Annotated in this window: 21 protein-coding genes and 1 riboswitch; of the genes, 17 read left to right on the top strand and 4 right to left on the bottom strand. The window is 45.9% G+C overall.

Features of this window, described 5'->3' with window-relative positions; all coding sequences use genetic code 11:
- The first annotated feature begins 65 nt into the window (after positions 1-65).
- The 11 genes from AB1K83_RS12865 to AB1K83_RS12915 all read left to right on the top strand — a co-directional run bounded on the left by AB1K83_RS12865 (position 66) and on the right by AB1K83_RS12915 (position 10,679).
- The gene (locus AB1K83_RS12865; protein WP_413058597.1) at positions 66-929 is read left to right on the top strand and encodes a DUF72 domain-containing protein; all 864 of its coding nucleotides are present in this window, start codon (positions 66-68) and stop codon (positions 927-929) included.
- On the top strand, positions 929-1,753 hold the full coding sequence (locus AB1K83_RS12870; protein ID WP_413058598.1) for a sulfite exporter TauE/SafE family protein: 825 nt from the start codon (positions 929-931) through the stop codon (positions 1,751-1,753). Before AB1K83_RS12865 ends, AB1K83_RS12870 begins: the two co-directional genes overlap by 1 nt.
- A gap of 3 nt (positions 1,754-1,756) precedes the next feature.
- Positions 1,757-3,166, top strand: a complete 1,410-nt coding sequence (locus AB1K83_RS12875; RefSeq protein ID WP_413058599.1) for a bifunctional metallophosphatase/5'-nucleotidase — start codon at positions 1,757-1,759, stop codon at positions 3,164-3,166.
- Between the two features lie 42 nt (positions 3,167-3,208).
- Entirely contained in the window at positions 3,209-3,973 is a 765-nt protein-coding gene (yunB, locus tag AB1K83_RS12880) for a sporulation protein YunB (protein WP_413058600.1), read from the top strand.
- Between the two features lie 53 nt (positions 3,974-4,026).
- A riboswitch (Lysine riboswitch) is annotated at positions 4,027-4,208 on the top strand.
- 132 nt (positions 4,209-4,340) lie between these two features.
- Positions 4,341-5,912 carry a Na+/H+ antiporter NhaC family protein gene (locus tag AB1K83_RS12885; RefSeq protein ID WP_413058601.1) on the top strand — a complete coding sequence of 524 codons (1,572 nt, stop codon included), beginning with the start codon at positions 4,341-4,343 and terminating at the stop codon, positions 5,910-5,912.
- 186 nt (positions 5,913-6,098) lie between these two features.
- Positions 6,099-7,640 carry a sodium-dependent transporter gene (locus AB1K83_RS12890; RefSeq protein ID WP_413058602.1) on the top strand — a complete coding sequence of 514 codons (1,542 nt, stop codon included), beginning with the start codon at positions 6,099-6,101 and terminating at the stop codon, positions 7,638-7,640.
- Positions 7,641-7,652: 12 nt separating this feature from the next.
- Positions 7,653-7,760 carry a methionine/alanine import family NSS transporter small subunit gene (locus AB1K83_RS12895; protein ID WP_413058603.1) on the top strand — a complete coding sequence of 36 codons (108 nt, stop codon included), beginning with the start codon at positions 7,653-7,655 and terminating at the stop codon, positions 7,758-7,760.
- Between the two features lie 154 nt (positions 7,761-7,914).
- A complete protein-coding gene (gene lipA / locus AB1K83_RS12900; protein ID WP_413058604.1) occupies positions 7,915-8,871 on the top strand; it encodes a lipoyl synthase in 957 nt (318 codons plus the stop codon).
- A gap of 123 nt (positions 8,872-8,994) precedes the next feature.
- A complete protein-coding gene (locus AB1K83_RS12905; RefSeq protein WP_413058605.1) occupies positions 8,995-9,306 on the top strand; it encodes a YutD family protein in 312 nt (103 codons plus the stop codon).
- 152 nt (positions 9,307-9,458) lie between these two features.
- Positions 9,459-9,908: a DUF86 domain-containing protein gene (locus AB1K83_RS12910; protein ID WP_413058606.1), complete on the top strand. Its 450-nt coding sequence runs from the start codon at positions 9,459-9,461 to the stop codon at positions 9,906-9,908.
- Between the two features lie 3 nt (positions 9,909-9,911).
- Positions 9,912-10,679, top strand: a complete 768-nt coding sequence (locus AB1K83_RS12915) for a TIGR01457 family HAD-type hydrolase (protein WP_413058607.1) — start codon at positions 9,912-9,914, stop codon at positions 10,677-10,679.
- Positions 10,680-10,728: 49 nt separating this feature from the next.
- On the opposite strand, the gene AB1K83_RS12920 is transcribed toward AB1K83_RS12915, so the two are convergent.
- Positions 10,729-10,965, bottom strand: coding sequence for a YuzB family protein (locus AB1K83_RS12920; RefSeq protein ID WP_413058608.1), 237 nt, complete (start codon positions 10,963-10,965; stop codon positions 10,729-10,731).
- A 197-nt stretch (positions 10,966-11,162) separates the two neighbouring features.
- Here AB1K83_RS12920 and AB1K83_RS12925 point away from each other — a divergent pair, with 197 nt between their 5' ends.
- Complete coding sequence (locus AB1K83_RS12925; RefSeq protein ID WP_413058609.1) at positions 11,163-12,230, top strand: NAD(P)/FAD-dependent oxidoreductase; 1,068 nt, start codon at positions 11,163-11,165, stop codon at positions 12,228-12,230.
- A gap of 61 nt (positions 12,231-12,291) precedes the next feature.
- On the opposite strand, the gene AB1K83_RS12930 is transcribed toward AB1K83_RS12925, so the two are convergent.
- Positions 12,292-12,621 (bottom strand): YuzD family protein, encoded by a 330-nt coding sequence (locus AB1K83_RS12930; RefSeq protein ID WP_413058610.1) that lies wholly within the window; start codon positions 12,619-12,621, stop codon positions 12,292-12,294.
- 88 nt (positions 12,622-12,709) lie between these two features.
- On the opposite strand from AB1K83_RS12930, the gene AB1K83_RS12935 reads away from it, so the two are divergent.
- Positions 12,710-12,946, top strand: a complete 237-nt coding sequence (locus AB1K83_RS12935) for a NifU family protein (RefSeq protein WP_413058611.1) — start codon at positions 12,710-12,712, stop codon at positions 12,944-12,946.
- 396 nt (positions 12,947-13,342) lie between these two features.
- Here AB1K83_RS12935 and AB1K83_RS12940 read toward each other — a convergent pair whose 3' ends face one another.
- A complete protein-coding gene (locus AB1K83_RS12940; protein ID WP_413058612.1) occupies positions 13,343-14,017 on the bottom strand; it encodes a DUF2225 domain-containing protein in 675 nt (224 codons plus the stop codon).
- 133 nt (positions 14,018-14,150) lie between these two features.
- On the opposite strand from AB1K83_RS12940, the gene AB1K83_RS12945 reads away from it, so the two are divergent.
- The 3 genes from AB1K83_RS12945 (at position 14,151) to AB1K83_RS12955 (ending at position 16,537) form a co-directional block, all read left to right on the top strand.
- Positions 14,151-14,516, top strand: coding sequence for a HesB/IscA family protein (locus AB1K83_RS12945; protein WP_413058613.1), 366 nt, complete (start codon positions 14,151-14,153; stop codon positions 14,514-14,516).
- Between the two features lie 283 nt (positions 14,517-14,799).
- On the top strand, positions 14,800-16,014 hold the full coding sequence (locus AB1K83_RS12950) for an NAD(P)/FAD-dependent oxidoreductase (protein WP_413058652.1): 1,215 nt from the start codon (positions 14,800-14,802) through the stop codon (positions 16,012-16,014).
- Positions 16,015-16,219: 205 nt separating this feature from the next.
- Positions 16,220-16,537, top strand: coding sequence for a YuiB family protein (locus AB1K83_RS12955; RefSeq protein ID WP_413058653.1), 318 nt, complete (start codon positions 16,220-16,222; stop codon positions 16,535-16,537).
- Between the two features lie 56 nt (positions 16,538-16,593).
- Here AB1K83_RS12955 and AB1K83_RS12960 read toward each other — a convergent pair whose 3' ends face one another.
- Positions 16,594-17,070, bottom strand: a complete 477-nt coding sequence (locus tag AB1K83_RS12960) for a divergent PAP2 family protein (RefSeq protein WP_413058614.1) — start codon at positions 17,068-17,070, stop codon at positions 16,594-16,596.
- 149 nt (positions 17,071-17,219) lie between these two features.
- Between AB1K83_RS12960 and AB1K83_RS12965 the strand changes: the two genes are divergently transcribed.
- Positions 17,220-18,728, top strand: coding sequence for a leucyl aminopeptidase (locus AB1K83_RS12965; RefSeq protein ID WP_413058615.1), 1,509 nt, complete (start codon positions 17,220-17,222; stop codon positions 18,726-18,728).
- The last annotated feature ends 156 nt before the right edge of the window (positions 18,729-18,884 follow it).

The raw sequence follows: 18,884 nt of genomic DNA on the forward strand, positions 1-18,884 counted from the left end.
ACGACTGTTTTTGGGGCTTATGCTATGATAGAACTACTTGATTCATAATAAAGGAGGGATTTCCCATGATCCACGTTGGTTTGACGGGATGGGGGGATCATCCCGATGTATATTCACCGACTTCCAATAAGAAGGATAAATTGATTGATTATAGTACCCACTTTCCGATTGTCGAGTTGGATTCTTCCTTTTATGCCATCCAGCCAGAACGCAATATCCGGAAATGGATTGCGGAGACGCCGGATTCCTTTCAGTTTATCGTTAAGGCGTATCAGGGGATGACCGGCCATCAGAGGGGAAGAATCCCGTATGAGTCGCCGGAAGAAATGTTCCGACTTTTCCGCTTATCTATCGGGCCTTTGCAAGAGGCGGGGAAACTTGCCATGATTTTAGTGCAATATCCGCCTTGGTTTGATTGCAAACGCGAGCATGTCGAGCAGATCAGGGACATTCGGCGTCAGCTGGAAGGCTTTGATATCGCCATCGAATTCCGGCATCAATCGTGGTACTCGGATGGACTCCGTGATAAGACGCTTGATTTCTTAAAGGAACTCGATTTGATCCATACGGTTTGTGACGAACCGCAAGCCGGGGAAGGCAGTGTTCCGTTGGTAGCAGCCGCTACGCGCTCAGATAAGGCTTTCATCCGCCTTCATGGACGGAATGTTGCAGGATGGCGGAATACGACCGGGGATAGCGCGGCTTGGCGGAAGGTCCGCTATTTGTATGATTATACGGATAGTGAATTAGAGGAAATCCGACAAGCGACGGAACAGTTGAAGAACGAATGTGAAGAAGTGTTTGTCATTTTCAATAATAATTCCGGTGGCCATGCGGCTGAAAATGCCAAGCGCTTTCAAAAGATGTTGGGGCTTGGCACTCGCGCATTGGCACCAAAGCAACTGGACATATTCGGGGAGGAATCTTGATGGCGTTTTTGTTATTGGCATTGATCGGCGCCATCTCGGGTATCATGGGCTCCCTTGTGGGCCTCGGTGGCGGGACAATCCTTGTCCCGCTCACCCTGCTTATCGGCATCGACTTAGGTTGGATACAGGGGATCACTCCCCAGAGTGTTGTTGGTCTATCGGTGATCATGATGATTTTCAATGGCTTGTCTTCTACGCTTTCTCACGTGAAAGGGGGAACCGTCGACTATCGGACAGGTTGGATTTTCTTCGCAGGCTCCGTTCCTGGAACGGTAATTGGCGCCTTTGTGAATAAAGGGATGGACTTGCCTTCATTCAATCTCTATTTCGGCATATTGTTATTATTGCTGTCCACCCTGTTATTGGCGCGTAAGTATATGAAGCCGATCCATTGGTTTGTCGAGCGCGGAAAACCGCTCACCTTTGTGGATAAAGAAGGGGAGTCCCATGTGTATGGCTATCCTATTTGGTTCGCTCTGCTATTGTCATTGGGGATCGGATTTATGTCCGGCCTTTTCGGCATCGGGGGCGGAACGATGATTGTGCCAGCCATGATCCTCCTTTTTTTATTCCCGCCACATGTAGCAGTCGGCACATCCATGTTCATCGTGTTCCTATCCGCCATCGTCAATTCCATTTCGCATATATCTTTGGGACATGTCCCTTGGCTATATACGCTGCCGGTCATACCTGGGGCGTACATCGGAGGGATGATCGGGTCCATGTTGAATCGGAAGATGAATTCGGAAACATTGGTCTTGGTGTTGCGGCTTATGCTGTTATTATTCGGAGTCAGGTCGATAGTCGACGGAATTTGGGGATGAGATATGAAACAGATAAACGAAACGATCCATTTTTATCATACGAATGATATTCATAGCCATTTCGAAAGTTGGCCGCAGATCAGCCGCTTCCTCCGTACTCGAAAAGAGGAGCACATCGCCCGTTCAGAGGCCTGTTTCATGCTGGATATCGGCGATCACGTCGATCGCTCACATCCATTTACAGAAGGTACGAATGGACTCGGCAATATTGCATTGCTCAATTCCGCAGGATACGACGCGGTGACCATCGGCAACAACGAAGGAATCACAATGTCTAAAAAAGCGTTGAACACCTTGTACCAAGGAGCACGTTTCGACGTTATCCTAGGCAATCTGTACGAACTGGACGGTTCCCGGCCGAAATGGTCGAAACCCTATCAAATCTATACAACTGAATTAGGGACGCGAATCGGCATCATAGGTGCAACGGCTCCGTACCCGGTATTCTACTCGAAGCTTGGCTGGGAAATCATCCCGGGACGCGAGCAATTGAAAAGAATGGCGGAACAGCTTGAGGCGGAAACCGATATCATTGTCTGCTTATCCCACTTAGGGGTGAATGAAGATAGGCTACTCGCATCCGAATGCAGTTTGATCGACGTCATTTTCGGAGCGCACACGCATCATTTATTCCCGAAGGGTGAATTCGTCGGCAATACGCTATTAGCTGCTACAGGGAAGTACGGAGAGTATGTCGGGGAAGTGGTCATCCAGTGGAATGGCGGACTAAAACAGATCTCGCATAAGGAAGCAACGGTGCATCGTGCAGATCGGATGAAACTTTCGGATTCCGATGTGCAGGAAGTGAAAGAGCTGATGGAAGACGGAAAGCGTGCCATGGAAGAGAAGGTGTTCCATAACCCGTTTCCGTTGGCGCAAAACTTGTTCGCAACAAGCCCGCTGTCATCCTTTTTCGGACGAGCGTTAATTACCTATACCGAGGCCGATTGCGCCATGTTCAATGCGGGGATTTTCCTGGGCAGCCTGGATGCGGGCTGGGTAACGAAAAAAGATCTTCACTCCCTCCTCCCGCATCCGATCAATCCTTGTGTGGTTACCTTGGATGGAGCCGAATTGAAGAATATTTATGAGCTATCCTTAAACGAAGAATGGCCCCATATCGAAATCAAAGGACTCGGATTCCGGGGTGCCTTGATGGGTGCGATGATCCATGAGAGATTATATAAAAACCGTGCCGGTAAATTATTCGCGGGGAATCGGGAAGTCGTCCCTGATGAGACCTATAAACTCGCAACGCTGGATATGTTTACATTTGGCTATTTTTTCCCTACCATGCAAGTCGCGGAAAAAGAGTATTATATGCCTGAATTGATTCGCGATGTCTTTGGTTGGTATGGAACGGAATATTTTCGGCTTGAATCATTCCAGCAAAAGCCGCAAACGGATGAATGAACGGCTCCTTTCCTGCATAGGGTAACAGCAGGAGGAGTCGTTTTGAGATTTCATGAGGTTCGGCGCAGATCGAGGAAAAAAAAGTGGAAATGGATGCCACTCCTGATACCTGGGACTATCATCGCGATTGCCCTGTTTTTCTACATTGTCAATATGAGACTCACTCCAATCTATGTTCAATATGCGGAAGTGCAAACACAAAAGATTGCGGCACATGTCATCAGCAAAGCGATTAATTCACGGACGGCGGATGTACTGGACATCAATGAAATTATCGTCAACATTCCCGACGATTCCGGGATGGTAACCACTAAATTCAATACGGAAATCATTAGCAGGGCGATGGCAGAGATTCATAGTTTGGTAGAGGCTCATTTGGAACAAGCGGAAGCCGGAAATCTCGACATGCTCCCGATGCAGGAGGATATTGAATATGATCCACAAAAAATGGAGAGTCACGGCGGTGTCGTTTTTTTCGTTCCCATCGGGCAGGCGACTAATATTCCAATGCTTGGAAACCTAGGGCCTAAAATTCCAATCCGTTTTCATGTCATCGGCGACGTCAGTGCCACTGTCGAAACAGATATCAGGGAATTTGGCATTAACAATGCCTACGTGGAAGTTAATATCGCTTTAAAAGTAAACGTACAAATCATTGTCCCTTTGGCAACACGAAAAAGTGTCATCGAGCAAAAGATTCCTGTCGCCATCGGACTGATCCGTGGAACGGTTCCACATATTTACAATCGCGGAGAAGGCAGTACCCCTTCACTCGAAATCCCGGTGCCCCTGCCCGAAGCCCAATAAAGCCTTGAAAATCGGCGGAATTATTGATAGGCTGATATAGTAACTAAAAATATCGATAGGGTAGAGGCTGCATTGCTTAAGAGTATCACATGCGAGAGTGACGTCTAGGACCATGTGTGAAAGGAAGTTTTGCCGAAGTCAGCCAGGTATGGTCGAATTCCTGCTGATTGGGTTTATTCCGAATAGGGATAATACTGTCAGTCGTCGGATAGACGAGTGATGAGCTACAATCGTACGTTAGATGAACATATCCGACAAACGAAACGTAGATGAAGCCGGCTCCTGATGCACTCCTGACAGTGTTGAAGGCAGTCGGCTTTTTATTCCCCCGGAAGGCTTCGTCCCGTCGAAACGGAGGAATATAGGAATGACCGGAACATGGGTATCAATCTTACCGCCAATAATCGCCATCCTGATGGTATTGATAACGAAACGCGTATTGTTGTCACTTGGTGCGGGTATCTTGGCAGCAGCCCTTTTGGCCGCTTCGTTTGCACCGGCTGAATCGGCAACGAATGTTTGGAAAGCGATGACGGTATCCATCTGGGATGCCGGTGCACTGAATACGTATAATATTTATATTATGCTCTTTTTATTATTGCTCGGCGTAATCACCGCCTTGGTCAGTTTATCCGGAGGTAGCCGTGCATTCGCCAAATGGGCGATCCAACGTGTGAAAACGAAACGCGGAGCTAAATTATTGACCGTTTTTCTCGGAATTGCCATCTTCGTCGACGATTATTTCAATGCGTTAGCGGTCGGGCAAATTGCACGTCCCATCACGGATGAACATAAAATATCCCGGGCGAAATTAGCTTATTTCATAGACTCCACCTCAGCCCCGATTTGCGTTATCTCCCCGATTTCAAGCTGGGGGGCATATCTGATCGGACAATTGGCCCTATTGTTCGGTGGAGTGGCTGCGATCAGCTACTCTCCATTATCTGCCTTCGTCATGATGGCGCCGATGAACTTCTATGTCGTTGCCACACTTGCCATGGTATTCTTCCTAGCTTGGACGAATATTGATTTCTTTGAAATGAAGAAACATGAGGATCGGGCGACTGCAACTGGTGTTTTATATGATCCGAACAAGGATATCCCAGGACAATTAAAAGAGGAATTTCCCGAACACTCAGCTGGCCGTGTCCGTGATTTGGCTGCACCGATTCTGACACTCGTCGGAATTACTCTTGCCATGATGGTCTGGACGGGGTATAAAGCAGGCGGCTCGATGAATATCTGGTCCATCTTTGAAAATACAGATGTGCCGTTTTCGTTATTGATCGGAGGGCTTTCGGGAACTGCGATTGCTGTCCTGTTGTATGTGCTGCAAATGAAAATGAATCCGACCGCTTCTTATTCGTTGGTCGGCCGTGCTTTCCTGTCAGGTATCAAAGCGATGATGCCAGCAGTATTAATTTTGATTTTTGCGTGGGGGCTCACTTTCCTGATTGATCAATTGGAAACTAGAGTGTTCCTCTCCGAAGTGATTTCCAAAGCGAATCTGCCGATTGCCTTCCTACCAGCCATCATGTTTGTCTTGGCAGGGCTGATGGCGTTTTCTACAGGGACATCGTGGGGCTCATTTGGTATCCTGATCCCAATAGCTGGGACGATCATGATTGACATGGCACCGGAAATGCTATTGCCTGCCTTGTCCGCAGTCCTTGCAGGGGCGGTGTTTGGGGACCACTGTTCACCGATTTCCGATACGACAATCCTGTCATCCACGGGGGCGGGTTGTAACCATATTGATCACGTGGCTACCCAATTGCCTTACGCATTAATTTGCGCAGGCGTTGCGACATTGGGATATATCATACTCGGACTAACAGGTTCTGTTTGGATGGGATTGGTGGGCATATTGGTAGTGCTTGTACTATTATTTGCATTTTTGCTAACGAAAAGTAAAAAAGTTGCAGTACATTCTGTCTGATAATGCAGGAGGAAAGAAGTGATAACTAGGATTGTCACTTCTTTCTTTTATAAAATAATATTTCAGATAAATAATTGTTTTGACAATACTTTTATAAATGTTTATACTAATTTTAGATTTGAATAGTTTGAAAGTCTCTTTTAAAGAAAGCGCTTTCATAATTAAATGGAGAAGGGGGAAAGAAGCATGGAACAACGTTCACAATGGGGAACGAGAGCCGGTTTTGTATTGGCGGCAGTCGGTTCAGCAGTTGGTCTGGGTAATATTTGGCGTTTTCCGTATGTAGCATACGAAAATGGCGGCGGTGCATTTTTTATTCCTTATTTATTCGCATTATTGACTGCCGGAATTCCGATTTTAATTATGGAATTCACAATGGGTCATAAGTACCGTGGATCCGCACCATTATCTTTTTTCCGAATGAGCGGGAAAAAGGCGGAGTGGATCGGATGGTGGGGAATATTTGTTTCCTTCGTCATCTCGACCTATTATGCAGTTATCATCGCATGGGCAATGAAGTACACGATTTATTCCTTCAATTTGGCATGGGGAACCGACACGGCAGGTTTCTTATTCGGAGACGTTTTAAACTTGGCTGAAACACCGGGCCAAGCGGGAGGATTCGTTCCTGGCATATTAATCCCGTTATTACTAGTATGGGTTATCGCCTTCATTATTTTATTTGCGGGTGTCAAACGGGGGATCGAGCTGGCGAACCGGATTTTCATCCCGACGTTGGTCGTCGTTTTTCTATTAGTCGTTTTGCGTGCAGTAACATTGGAAGGGGCAGCTCTGGGGCTGGATGCGTTTTTTAAACCAGACTTGAGCAAGTTGGCTGATCCTACTGTTTGGGTAGCCGCTTACGGTCACATCTTCTTCAGCTTATCCATCGCATTTGCGATTATGATTACGTATTCCAGTTATCTGCCTAAGAAATCGGATATAACAAACAATGCGTTCATTACAGGGTTTGCAAACTCAGGATTCGAGTTGCTTGCAGGAATCGGGGTATTTGCTGCCCTTGGCTTTATGGCAACGCAAGCAAATGTTGCTGTAGCCGATGTGGCATCTGCTGGTGTAGGTCTTGCATTTGTTGTCTTCCCGCAGATAGTCAATGAAATGCCGGGAATGAACGGTCTTTTCGGAGCATTATTCTTCTTGTCACTTGTTTTGGCAGGGCTTACATCTCTCGTTTCCATATGTGAAACGTACATCGCAGGGGTATCTGATAAGTTCAATATTTCCAGAAGAAGATCAGTGATCATCGGTGTTGGATTGTCCGCAGTCATTTCTCTCTTGTTTGCAACGCGTGGCGGACTATTCTTCTTGGATGCTGCCGACTATTTCATCAACCAATTCGGAATTGCTGCAATCGGGCTGATTGAAGTCATCTTGATCGCTTGGGTATTCAGAAAGCTGGACGTTTTTGAAAATCATGCAAATGAAATATCGGATATTCGTTTGGGTGGTTGGTGGAAGTTCTGTCTCAGATTCATCACGCCGATTGTACTTGGTTATATGATGTTCGGTTTATTGAAAATCAACCTTTTGAAACAGCATAAGGATGGAGAGGGCAATGTCATCGGAAACTATGAAGGGTATTCAGATGCTTTCATCTGGACCAGCGGGTGGTCGGTCGCAATTTTTGCAATCGTTGCGGCTGTCATCTTCACAATCTTCAAATGGAATTCCAACACATTGAATTCATCTGATTATGATAAACGATAAGGAGGATTCATTATGAGCGGTGGAGCTATTTTAATGATGGTTATTGGAATCCTCGTCATTTGGGGAGGACTCGCGGCAAGTATCTTCAATGCAGTTTCCAAATCAAAACAACGGACATGAGTCAAAGCGCCTGGTAAACAGGCGCTTTTCTATTTTTTGGACCGGATTCTGCTGATCCCCATCGTGTAGTGGTGCAGTTAGGTATGGTTGTTTGGAGTTTGAAAATATGGTACATTGACAACAGGTAGCGAAACATAATTCAGTAGCGAGAAGAATGGGGTTGATCGGCTTGTCATGTAGACCGGAGCAAGGAAATCGTACGGACCATGTTAAAAAACCGGACTGGTTGAAAATTAAATTAAATACGAATGACAACTATAAAGATTTGAAAAAAATGATGCGGGAGAAAAACCTACATACTGTATGTGAAGAAGCCCGCTGCCCGAACATTCACGAATGTTGGGGAGAAAGACGGACGGCTACTTTCATGATTTTGGGTGCCGTTTGTACACGTGCTTGCCGATTCTGCGCGGTGAAAACAGGTCTTCCGACAGAGCTGGATATCGCTGAACCGGAGCGTGTGGCGGATTCCGTAGCATTGATGAATTTAAAGCATACAGTCGTCACAGCGGTCGCCCGTGACGATCTAAAAGACGGAGGCTCTGCAATTTTTGCTGAAACGATCCGTGCCATCCGCCGGAAAAACCCGTTTACAACTGTAGAGGTCTTGCCGTCTGATATGGGCGGAGTGTATGAGAATCTGGAACGGCTCATGGATGCAAAACCTGATATCTTGAACCATAATATTGAGACGGTCCGCCGACTTACACCTAGGGTCCGGGCTCGGGCAACTTATGACCGCTCCCTGGAACTTCTCTTGCGTGCCAAAGAAATGCAGCCGGAAATCCCTACGAAATCATCTTTGATGCTAGGGCTAGGAGAGACTCATGAGGAGATTCTCGAAACGATGGATGACCTTCGCGCACATAAAGTGGATATCATGACGATCGGTCAATATTTGCAACCGACGAAAAAACATTTGAAAGTGCAAAAATATTATTCCCCGCAAGAGTTTGCAGAATTACGGAAAATCGCCATGTCCAAAGGCTTCTCCCATTGTGAGGCAGGTCCATTAGTCCGCTCGAGTTATCATGCGGATGAACAAGTGAATGCGGCCGCTCGGGAAAGACAGCGTCTAGGGGACGAGCAACTGGAATCGCTGCAAAGCTGAGAATAGTTCTTGGTATTAATATGAGGTACGCAGGACGCCCCGCATTCCAGATCGAAGGCGGTGGCGTCTGTCATCATAACGCATTGGCGTTCTATTCAACCGGAAGATGGCGGTGAAAGGTAAATGATCACAGTTGATAATTGGCAGTTCGAAATCGTGACCGACTACCGTAACGGTTTCAACGAAGAAGCTTTCCTGGCCCGCTATAGTGACATCCTGCTCAAATATGATTATATTTTGGGAGATTGGGGATATGGTCAGCTTCGTCTGAAAGGTTTCTTCGATGACCGAAACCAAAAAGCCACCTATGAAACGAAAATCAGCACGTTGCAAGACTATTTATATGAATACTGTAATTTCGGCTGCGCCTATTTTGTCTTAAAAAAAGCCAGCCGCGTCAAGCAGGAATCCAGTCCTGCAGCCGAGAAAGAATGACAATATGACCCGTTGCAGATCATTTGATTTGTGAGCGGGTTTTTTGTCGTGCAAAATTATATGGACATTTAGACGAGTCGAATATGGGCAGTACGTGTGAATCGAGGGTTATGGTATCATGATAAGGAACTACACGATACGGAGGGAAACATATGTATTTTATCGATCGGAAACGCATTAGTGGGACGCTTGAAAAGATGGAGAGCGTGCTTATCTTATATAAAAGCGGGAATGGATGGGTAGAGGATGAAATCCATACACTTGCCTTGGAGCGTATTGCACATGTAATCATCGAGTCGATTATCGATGTCGGCAACTCGATGATTGATGGTTTCATCATGCGAGATCCGGGCAGTTATGAAGATATTATCGATATCATGGAAGACGAACAGGTCATTACAAACGAGATGGCTCAGCCGTTGAAGCAAGTGATCGATCTACGGAAAATGATCGTCCGTGAATTCACAGAAGTGGATCATCGGAAAATCGATGGAGTCCTGACAGTGACAATAGAATCCCTTCAGGAATTTCCAAGTCGTGTTTTGCACTACCTGGAAAACGAACTTGGACCGGTCTCCGCTTTCTTGCCGGAAACGGAGTGAACGATGGAACGATACAAAGCGGTTTGTCTTGATTTGGATGGGACGGTCTACAAAGGGATCGAGCCTATCCCGGAAGCGGTCACTTTTATTGATCGATTACAGAAACAGGGCGTAGAACCTTATTTTATCACCAATAATTCTTCGATGACTCGGGAGCAGATCCGGGAGAAATTGCTTTCTTTCCACATTCAAGCAGATCCCGGACGGATCATGACATCGGCAATCGCCGCAGCCAAATATTGCGCGGAGCATTTTGCTGGCGGGACGGTCATGATGATCGGGGAAAGGGGATTGGAAGAGGCGCTTGAGTTGGAAGGGATTCAATTGACGGGGAAGCATCCTGACGTAGTTGTCATGGGAATCGACCGCCAGATTTCGTACGCAAAATTGGCGGAAGCTTGCCTGGCTTTACGCCAAGGGGCACATTTCATTGCGACCAATAGTGATAGGGCCTTCCCTACCGAAAGAGGGCTCGTGCCGGGCAATGGCTCCTTTGTTGCATTGATGGAGTCGGCTTCCGGCAAGAAGCCCTTGTTTGTAGGAAAGCCTGAGCCGTCTATGCTCCGTCTCATTCAACAAGATCAGCAATACGAGAAAGAAGAAATGATCATGATCGGCGATAATTATGATACGGATATCATGGCGGGCATCCGGTTTGGGATCGATACCGCTCATGTGGCGGGCGGCGTTACTTCCCCGCAAGAGGTGCAACGGAAGGACAACCTTCCTACCTATCGATTCGACACCTTGCTGGATTGGTTTAAGGCGTAATTTATTCAATCAAAAAAGCTAACCGCTTGAGCAAGCGATTAGCATTATGTTAAAAGAGCGGATTGTCCTCAATGTGTTGATAAATGCGCTTTGTCAGTTCATCCGGGGTCTCCGCTTCTACAATGTCACCGTTGACAATAGCATAGAGGGAATCCATACATTTTGTACAGTAACTCAGACAGCCATACTCCAAGACATCGAGATTCGGATCTTTTTCCAATGTCTCGAAAGTTTCGTGTGAACCGTTTGCAAGATTACTCATGCAAAATTCAACAATCGGATTCACAATGATCACCTCACCTATATGGAATCCTACTCTTTTTTTTCTTATAAGTCAATCACGCGGGATTCCAATCCAATGGGGAATTCATGGTCATTCGTTTGGAAACCTGGGACAAAATGGCCTTATTGTGAAAGATGTCACAAACTGATATAATCGAATGTGGATATATAGTAGATCATAGAAATACGAAGGAGAGCATAATGAAAAAACTTGTACTTTTAGGTGCTGGCTATGGTAATATGCGTATTTTATTACGCCTCTTAACGAAAGAGTTACCCGCTGACGTTGAGATTACATTAATCGATCGTACTCCATTCCACAGTTTGAAGACCGAGTTTTACGCGTTGGCAGCTGGAACAGTTTCCGATGCGGATGTTCGAGTCCCTTTGCCGGTTGATGATCGGTTAAAGGTCATCGGTGGCGAAATACAAGGAATCAATCTTGAGGAAAAAAGTGTGTACCTGACGGATGGGGAAAAAGTAGATTACGATGATTTGGTCATTGGCTTAGGTTGTGAAGACAACTACCATGATGTACCCGGAGCTGCGGAGAATACGTATAGCATACAAACAATCGGGAAATCCAGAATAACCTATGAAAAATTATTGGGGCTGGGTAGTGGAGCAACTGTAGGTATCGTGGGGGCAGGCTTAAGCGGAATAGAATTGGCGAGTGAGCTGCGCGAGAGCCGACCGGACTTGGTGATTAAACTATTTGATCGCAGCCCGCGGATATTACGAGATTTTCCTGAACGACTAAGTAATTTTGTGCAGAGATGGTTCGATGATCATGAAGTAACAGTTGTGTCCAACTCGAATATTACGAAAGTGGAATCCAATGTCCTTCATAATCATGAAGAGACTATTCCGGTCGATGCGGTTGTCTGGACGGCGGGAATCCGGCCTGTCCAAATCGTCCAACAATTGGATACCGAAAAGGACCGTTCGGGAAGGGTCATTTTAAATATGTACCATCAAATTCCAAATCATCCGAATGTTTACGTGGTCGGAGATTGTGCAGCCCTTCCTTTCGCACCAAGCGCCCAAGTGGCGGAAGAACAAGGGGAGCAGATTGTAAAGATTTTGCGCCATGTCTGGAATGGTGAGCCGCTGCCGGAAAAAATGCCGGAGATCAAGTTGAAAGGATTCCTAGGTTCCCTTGGAAAAAAACAAGGATTTGCCTATTTGGCTGATCGGACTGTCACGGGGCGGATTGCCCGACTGTTGAAATCGGGTGTTCTTTGGATGTACAAGTGGCATAATGGATAAGAAAAAGCCTACCTGCACGGTTGTGTGTAGATGGGCTTTTCTCATTTACGGAAGTTCGTTATCATTCAGATGCTGATTTGAAACCTTGTCTTTCCAATTCAGAAAAAACCGGTTTTAATTGGATATAACCTTCTCCGACCAGTTGGCCGCTGATCATGACTAAGGGATAAAAATATTCATCGTTTCGCACTTGTTCGGCAATACCTCGTTGCCTGTCATCAGCAATCTCCGATTCGATGTCGATGTATTGGATATCATACGCTTGACCGGGGTATTTTCGGCTAATCGCAGCATCGAGCCATTCATAGGTATCTTTGGAGGAGGGCGCGTTTACGCAACTGGCACAAATGATTTCTGCGCCATAAATTTCAATACTCACTTTATTTTCCATGAATAGTATAAACTCCTTTCGATTCAATATTGGATTTTTTTCACGATCTTGTTTATAATAAGTATAAGGAAAGGAGAATGTAAAGACAATGAATGATACAGCTATGGTAGAATCCGTTCAAGAAGTTCTTGGTAAATTGCGTCCCTTCCTCCTGCGTGACGGAGGAGATTGTGAATTAGTGGATATTGAAGATGGTATTGTGAAACTCCGCCTACTTGGTGCTTGCGGGACTTGCCCAAGTTCGACAATTACATTGAAGGCTGGAATTGAGCGCGCCCTCTTGGAAGAAGTTCCAGGTGTTGTTGAGGTAGAACAAGTTTTTTGATATAAAATAGGAAGCGCCGCGTATCGGGGGAGTCCATCTCTTCCGTATGCGGCGTTTTCTGTATGCGTGGCTTGAATTTATTTTGCGAGTTATGATCGCATCTTGCGAAATATGAGTGGCTCTTCGGAGTTATGATCGCATCTTGTGAAGTATGAGCGGTTCTTCGAAGTTAGGATCGCATCTCGTGAAGTATGAGCGGTTCTTCGAAGTTAGGATCGCATCTCGTGAAGTATGAGCGGTTCTTCGAAGTTATGATCGCATCTCGTAAAGTATGAGCGGCTCTTCGAAGTTATGATCGCATCTCATGAATTATGAGCGGTCCCCGAAAGTTATCATCACCCCTCCAGAAGTATGGGCGTTTCTCTGAAGTTATGATCGGTCCCAACGATTTATTCATTAACTTTCCCGAATTTCATGCCATCTTTCTTTAGCCATTTCTACAATATGGGGCTCGGTGCTCGTCCGTTGGCTTTCGATGACGCGCGAGAAGCTCCTGACTGCTTCCTCACGGTCTCCGGTTTTCCAAGCCAATTCCGCAATCATATACATGACGCGGGTCTCGGACATTTGGGTACCGACGTAATCTCCTTCCGAATAGGCGTTTAAATAGAGGTTCTTAGCGATAGACATGAAGCGCTTTTCCTCATCCGCTTCTTCTTTTTCACGGTATAGCCAAGCAATCCGCAATGTGAGGCCAGCCATGGTCAAGTCCTTTTCTTTTTTGTACATGGCACTTAAGTAAGCGAGCTTATAGGCATCAATCGCTTCTTCAATGGTCCGTTCATCTCCGTAGGACCGTTCCTTCCATTGCGAGGTAATCTGTTCCTGGATCAATTCCCTTGTGCCTGGGGCAAAATACGGGGAAAACTCATCTGTGAATGAAAATCCGCAATGCGGGCAAACTGCTACATTATAAAAGAGCGGATTGATCTCTTGGTTCACGTACACAGGCTTAAAATCACTTTCATGGGAGGCTACTCGAACCAATCGGGAGCGTATCCGTTTCGTCGTAAATTTTCCTTTACAGTTCAGGCATTCCATTTTTTTATCGTAAGCTGGAGTAAGTTCCATTATAATCTATCCTTTCCTAACCATCCCTTCTATTATAACGTAAAACAACTTTGCATAAGCGATAATGATTGCAACCATTCCAAATTCATTGATATGATAATAATAATAGAAACTATAGGGCAGGTGAGCAGTGATGAATCAAGTAGTAGAAATTACAGAATCAGCCGCGTATCGCGTAAAAGAAATGATGCGCCATAACGGGGAAGAAGGTTCATATCTTCGAGTCGCAGTAAATGGCGGAGGATGCAGCGGGCTGACGTATGGGTTAGGGTTTGAAAAAGAAAAAGGCGATGAGGATATTTTATTAACTCAACACGGGATTGAAGTTGTCGTTTCCAATGAAGATGCCGCCATTTTGGAAGGGACGAAAGTCGATTATAAAGAATCCTTGATGGGTGGAGGATTTACTATTGAAAATCCGAACGCCATCGCATCATGCGGATGCGGGACTTCCTTTAGGACGGCGAAAAAAGAGGGAACTCCTCAGGATTGTGAATAATAGATCGAAAACCGGGAAATCTCATTCCGGTCGATGAATTAGACAGACCCTCCTGGGCAAAACAGGAGGGTTGCTGTTTGAAAGAGCAGTTTAGCTGCCTTATTCAGTATTTTCTAAGCATTGCTATTTCAATTATAGTGTTGAAAAGAAATGACAAAAGGTCTAGTATTAGATGTAGATGTTTGTCGATAAATTGACAACGGCCGGGACTGTGAAAATCGTCGGTGCAATCGATTGCATGCGGGCCGGGCACATTAAAAATCCAAAGGTGGTTTCGATCTTCGTGAATAGACCGACAATTCTAGTATTAGGTGCAGGTTATGGCGGGTTATCGACAGTTGTCAACTTGCAAAAATCGCTTGGAGCAGACGACGCAGATATCGTACTTATTAACAAAAATGAGTACCATTATGAATCGACATGGCTCCATGAAGCGGCTGCAGGAACGTTAACTCCTGAACAGGTCCGCTACGATATCAATCGTGTCATTAATACGAATAAGGTTAAATTCATTCAGGCAACTGTTGAAGGAATCGACGTCCAAGGGAAAGTCGTGACTACAGACGTCGGTACTCATTCATACGATTACCTCGTGATCGCGCTTGGTTTTGAAGGGGAAACATTTGGTATCCCTGGACTAGATAAATACGCTCTTTCCATTGCTAACGTCAAGGCGGCACGTCAAATCCGTGACCATATCGAATATCAATTTGCAACATGGTCAGTGGAAGATGAAAAAGATGATAGCCGATTGACTATTATCGTAGGGGGAGCAGGATTTACAGGAATTGAATTCTTGGGAGAACTAGGAAATCGGGTTCCCGAGCTTTGCAAAGAATATGATGTGCCGGCTGATAAAGTGCGGGTCATTTGCGTAGAGGCTGCTCCAATGGTCCTTCCGGGATTCGATCCGGAATTGGTGGACTATGCAGTGCGCCAGCTAGAGGCGAAAGGAATTGAATTTTCAATTGGTACTCCGGTGGTAGAGGCCACTCCGGAAGGGGTTAAGATCAAAAAAGGCGAAGAAGATTTTGAATTCATCAAAGCAGGCACCGTTGTATGGGCTGCAGGAGTCAGAGGAAATCGCTTGATCGAACAAACTGGAATTGAAAATATGCGCGCCCGAGTAAAAGTTGACAAAGACCTCCGTGCACCAGGCTATTCGGATGTATTCATCGTTGGAGATTGCGCATTGATGATTAATGAAGAAATCAATCGTCCATATCCGCCTACCGCGCAAATTGCGATGCAGCAAGGAGATATGTGTGCCAATAACATCATTGCCTTGATGAAAGGACAACCGACTGCCGAATTCGTGCCGGATTTGAAAGGTAGCATCGCATCCCTCGGTAGTGATGATGCCATTGGTGTGGCATTTGGCAAGAAATTAATGGGATCCCAGGCGTCTTTCATGAAGAAAGTAGTGGACAACCGCTCGCTATATCTAATTGGTGGTTTAGGTCTGACGTTGAAAAAAGGGAAATTTAACTTCTTTTAATTAAAACAAGAACTTAACAGGCACCTGCTTGTCCATGGACAGGTAGGTGTTTTGTTTTTTAGAAATAGAGTGACTAAAATCCGACAAATTGACGAACCGCTTTCAGTTGATTGAAAGCAGACAGATAATCATGTAAAATGGATAGTGGAAAACGGGGGTTGTGAAAGTGAATTCAGTTGCTGCAATGCCAGTTAATGCTTCTACAATGCCGTTGACACAAGTCATCTTATCGGTATTGATTTTTATCGTCATGTTTCTAGGAATCGGTTTTTTACTGAATATGCTTCTCCGGATGACCTGGTTGATGGCGGTCGTTTATCCGATTATCGTCATTTTGATCATAGACGAAGTGAGATTCTTTGAGTATCTCACCAAACCGAAATCTTCATTTCAGTTATTGGGCGAGAAGTTCCTGTCATTGCAGCCTACAGATATCATTGTTCTGTCGAGCGGCATGGTCGGAGCCATTATTGCGGGGATTATCAGTAAACTATTGCGGAAACAAGGATATCAGATGTTTTAGAACTTTTAGAACGAAAAAGGTGCAGGGAAGCGAAGTAGCTTCTCTGCACCTTTTTCTTATACTAGGAAAGAATAGATCACGACCGAAATGAGGATACCTGTCAAGGCGCCTGCAAACACTTCGCTCGGTTTATGGCCAAGCAATGTTTTTAATTCTTGGATCTTTTGTTGACCATCTTTGTGCTGCCACCCTTTCGCCTCTTGGACGAATGTTTGAAAGTCGAGCCGCATTTGATTAATGATGAGCGCTTGTTGCCCTGCCTGGTAGCGGATGCCAGTCGCATCGAACATGACGATGACGGCAAAGATCGCCGATACGGCAAAAAGGTTGGAGTCCAGGCCGTTTTCATAGGCAATTGCTGTTGTCAATGCTGTGACCGCGGCCGAATGGGAACTGGGCATGCCTCCCGTTGAAGTGGATAATTTCCAATCAAGCTTTCCAGTTAAAAAATAATGGATTGGAATTTTAACGACTTGTGCAAATAAAATACCAAATAATGCCGCAAGGAGCGGGATATTTTGAAAAATGGCCATAAATGCTCCACTCCCTTTTCAGATACGCAAGTTATTGTCTAGTATACCACACCGGTATCATTCCAAAAACCGTTTAGGGCATCCGTTTGGAAACGAACCGTCCTCTTTCGGTTATAATGAACTTGGAAGATGATGAGGAGGTATTTGTAATGAAACCGATTATAGTGGAACCGCATTTTGACAAAGTGAAAGCAGATGTCCTGGTCATCGGTGTACCGGAACATCCTGAAAACGTACCTGGTTGGGAACAGCTTACTCAGGATTTCAGTTCACGTTTACCCGAATGGATTAAGACGGGTGATGTAAAGACGGAGTTTAACAAGATTGTAAAAATGCCTGCCATAGAGAAGCGAGGTTATAATCGTGTCTTATTTATTGGATTAGGGATGAAAAAAGATTTGAATGAGGAGCGGCTTCGTCAATCTTTTGCCACTATCGGAAAAGAGCTGATCGTTAACAAGGCATCTTCTGTCGCCATTTGGCTCGAACCATTCACAAATGATTCCATGGGGCATCCGGATATCGCCTTCCTGGCAGCGGAAGGCATCGGATTAGGAGCGTATCAGTTTGAAAATTATAAGACGAGCTCCAATGAGAAGGATGTCATGATTGAAACGATCCAATTACTGTCCGAGGCAGATATGGATGAGTTGAAAGCTGCTTTTGAGGTAGGAGTGGTGCATGCCAAGGCAGTTAATGATGCGCGCACACTTGTCAATATGCCTCCGAATCTCCTGACGGCCAAAGGGTTGGCAGAACATGCCCGCAAACTGGCGGATTCTTATGGATTTGAAATTGATATATTGGGCAAGCAGGAGATGGAGGAGCTCGGCATGGGCGCGATTTTAGCAGTCAATAAAGGATCCGTGGAAGAGCCGCAATTAATTGTGCTCAAATATGCTGCGACAGAAGCATGGGAAGATGTCATCGGCTTTGTCGGCAAAGGGATCACCTACGATACGGGTGGTTATTCACTGAAGCCGAAAGATGGAATGGTCGGCATGAAAGGCGATATGGGAGGGGCGGCAGCGGTTCTCGGGGCCATGCAGATCATCGGTGAACTGCGCCCGGCACGGAATGTCATCGCGGTCATTGCGTCCACGGACAATATGATTTCGGGTGAAGCGTTCAAGCCGGACGATGTGATCACTTCATTAAGTGGAAAAACGATTGAAGTGCTGAACACCGACGCAGAAGGCAGGCTGGTCCTTGCGGATGCGGTGACATACGCCAAGCAGGCCGGCGCTAATTATCTGATTGACGTGGCTACATTGACAGGCGGCGTCATCATTGCGCTAGGTCATGACAAAACAGGCGCCTTGACGAATAATGAAGCCTTTTTTGAAGAGTTCATGGAAGCCTCTTTGGAAACTGGGGAGTTTGTTTGGCGGCTGCCTTTGACGGAAAGTGATAAAAGACGGATACGGAAAAGTGATATGGCCGATTTGAACAACTCGCCCGGCCGTGACGGTCATATGATTTTCGGCGGCGGTTTCGTCGGGGAATTTGCAGAGGATACGCCTTGGATCCATTTGGATATCGCCGGTACATCGGACGCCGCCTCCGCTCATGATCTCGGTCCGAAAGGAGGAACCGGAGTGATGGTGCGGACATTAGCAACCCTCGTGCAACGGATGGCACCGGAAGAGGAAGCCTGAATTTCGGTAGATTGAGTTCAGTGTGTAGAACTGTCATGGCAACCCGGGGAACTGTGAGGGCCCTGGCCAGAACTGTCATGGCAATCCTGGAAACTGTCATGTCGCGAACAAACTGTCATGGCAACTCGGGAAACTGTGAGGGCCCTGACCAGAACT

The organism is Sporosarcina sp. 179-K 3D1 HS, assembly GCF_047228905.1.
Lineage (GTDB): Bacteria > Bacillota > Bacilli > Bacillales_A > Planococcaceae > Sporosarcina.